General features: G+C 55.6%; 3 protein-coding genes. 1 reads left to right on the top strand and 2 read right to left on the bottom strand.

From position 1 onward, the window contains the following. Together VGM55_RS07540 and VGM55_RS07535 are read right to left on the bottom strand one after the other, a co-directional pair. Positions 1 to 907, bottom strand: a 907-nt coding sequence (locus tag VGM55_RS07540; protein ID WP_331635126.1) for a hypothetical protein, incomplete at its 3' end; no start/stop codon positions are given. Between the two features lie 106 nt (positions 908 to 1,013). Beyond that, positions 1,014 to 1,214 (bottom strand): hypothetical protein, encoded by a 201-nt coding sequence (locus VGM55_RS07535; RefSeq protein WP_331635125.1) that lies wholly within the window; start codon positions 1,212 to 1,214, stop codon positions 1,014 to 1,016. A gap of 351 nt (positions 1,215 to 1,565) precedes the next feature. Here VGM55_RS07535 and VGM55_RS07530 point away from each other — a divergent pair, with 351 nt between their 5' ends. Next, positions 1,566 to 1,841, top strand: a complete 276-nt coding sequence (locus VGM55_RS07530) for a hypothetical protein (protein ID WP_331635124.1) — start codon at positions 1,566 to 1,568, stop codon at positions 1,839 to 1,841. Positions 1,842 to 2,303 lie beyond the last annotated feature (462 nt).

The raw sequence follows: 2,303 nt of genomic DNA, 5'->3' as shown, positions 1-2,303 counted from the left end.
TCCCTGAAGGGGCCATGCTTAGGTTCGTAACGTTGCCTACCGAGACCTTGGGCATGTTCGCATAAGTGCTGGCTGTGGTCAGATTTCCATTACTCTGAACGGTGTAAGTGGCAAGCTGATACGGTCCGGCGGGACTGCCGTATCCGACGTACGGTTGCACGGGAATGGCCAGATGGTTGGTAGGATCGGCAGCCGCCAGGTAGGGGCAGTACCCCTGATTTACCGGCGCCTTCGGCCAGGGATTGTTGATAGCCAACTGCGTCAACGAGCCATTGCTGTTGCGTTTGAATCCGCTGATCGCCGGGCTGAAGTGATAGCAGTCCGCGGTATATGCATACTCGTTGTTGCCGGTAAATGTGAGGACGCCGGTGAGTTCCTCGCTGCTGCCGCCCGCGTTGACGTAGGTGAGCTTTCCGGTGGACTTCACCACGTTCCAGGCCTGATACACGTTGTTGCTGCAGATGCTGTCACCCCAGTAGTAGAAGTCATAAAGGGATGCACCCGTGTGATCCAGGAACACCGGGCCCGGCGTATTGGAGCACTTATTCGGCGCCGACGCGTTGGTAGATGCGGCATAGTGCAAGCCGCCGTTGGACTCGATATGATAGGAGTCGATAAAGGAGCCGCTTGTGGGTGCGCCGAACAGATATAGCCCATTGACGGCCATGCTGCTGACATCCACCGAAAAAGGTGAGCCGGAGATGGACGTAAGCTTGCCGCTGGATGCAGCGGTAAAGGCGTACACATCGGACCTGCCGGTGTTACCAATCAGGCTGGAGACGTAAACCCAGGCCGACGGGCCGGATGTGGTTGCAGGGACACTGGATACCGGACCCGCCTGGGCCAGAGCCGCTGCCGCACCCAGCGTTAGGTTCATGGAAGCGATGACGATGTTGCGCATAAGCATAATAGGTAGCCCTCCAAGCACTGCCCGTGTCACATTCGGCTCAAACTTTGCGATAGGGGAGGATCGTTCGCACAGTCGTGCCGAAGAGAGCGGGCGAGTTATTCGGCTAAGATGCTGGGCCACGTAAATGTATGGTTACTTTTTTTGTCAGATCGTTGCCACGCCGTGAATAGAGCACCAGCCGGTATCTCGTGTTCACTGCCTCCAGCCGATAGCCGCCCAGTTTCAGTTCGTAGGTCCAGTTGTCGCCTTCCGGAATCTTGTCAAACGGCAGGCATTCCATCGGTTCGATGAATCGGACATTCAATCTGCCACTCCCTAACAAAAAAGAACCCTGGCCGCAGCCAGGGGAAAGAAGGAGGATAGCACCTTAAAGTGCGTAGGCAGATTGGGTGTGCATTGTGATTCCTTATGAGCTTCGAGGAGTTGTGCGATTACTCGTTTGGTTTCGATCTCAATCGAGATTTCGGTCCCGTTTCGGGAAGTCATGGTCTCCAGGCCCGAGCACGGTCTTTCAATCGATGCAGCGCGTGAGCTGCCTCACCACGTCGTGTGCAAAACTTCCCCTCGGATGCGGTACGGGTGCTACTGTCGCTGCCATACGCGCGATTGGCTACCGCTTGAACTTGATCTCGAATCAACGGAGGAAATCAGAAGCATGGTTATTGCCTTTTATGAACTACTGCCCGGCGAATCCCGCCCTGAAAAGCACGCGCTAAATGTGCACGCACATCTGGAGGCACCGCTTCCTACGATTGGCGATTTCGTTTGTTTCGAGGGTGTCGGCGAAACAGCAGTGGCTGGCTGGTTTCGCGTGCGCTCACGAGTGTTCAGCCATGGGCAGATTCCCGGTGTTGAACCGACTCTGGCCATCACCGTCGTAGTCGAGCGTATCGCGGACGAGAGCGAGCTAAAGAGGGCCGGGGTCAAATGAGCAATTCATACTGTGCTGAATGGTATCGGAAGGAGGCGAGAATTTTGCTAAGCTCCAACGATGGATACGCAAGGGATGATCGCCGCACTAGACGCTGAGATTGCACGCCTTCAGAATGCCAGAACTATGCTCGATGGGAGTTCAACGGGCCCAAAGCGGAGAGGTCGTCCGCCTGCTTCAGCCGCAACCAGCAAGCGTTCTGAGAAAAGAACAATGTCCGCTGAAGGAAGAGCGAGAATCGCAGCAGCACAGAGAAACCGCTGGGCAAAAGCCAAGAAAGGCTAAGTATGCTTTGTGATCGCTGCACGGTGACGATGACGCCCGTAACTGAGGTTGAGCCGACGAGAACGCCGTTTCTGTCTCACTGCCCTAATCCTGGGTGCGAACGCTTTTATGACAGTCGTAACGGCTATTATTCCATCCAAAATGGGCAGACGGTGGAGCAGGAGTGCCGACTTTGTG

The sequence above is a fragment of the Cedecea sp. genome, assembly GCF_036500665.1.
Classification (GTDB): domain Bacteria; phylum Pseudomonadota; class Gammaproteobacteria; order Enterobacterales; family Enterobacteriaceae; genus Cedecea.
Note: the sequence above shows the minus strand (reverse complement) of the source record. Positions and strands in the feature narration are given on the sequence as shown.

Coding starts and splice junctions, on each gene's coding strand:
- VGM55_RS07530 (WP_331635124.1), top strand. CDS start 1,566: ATGGTTATTGCCTTTTATGAACTACTGCCCGGCGAATCCCGCCCTGAA.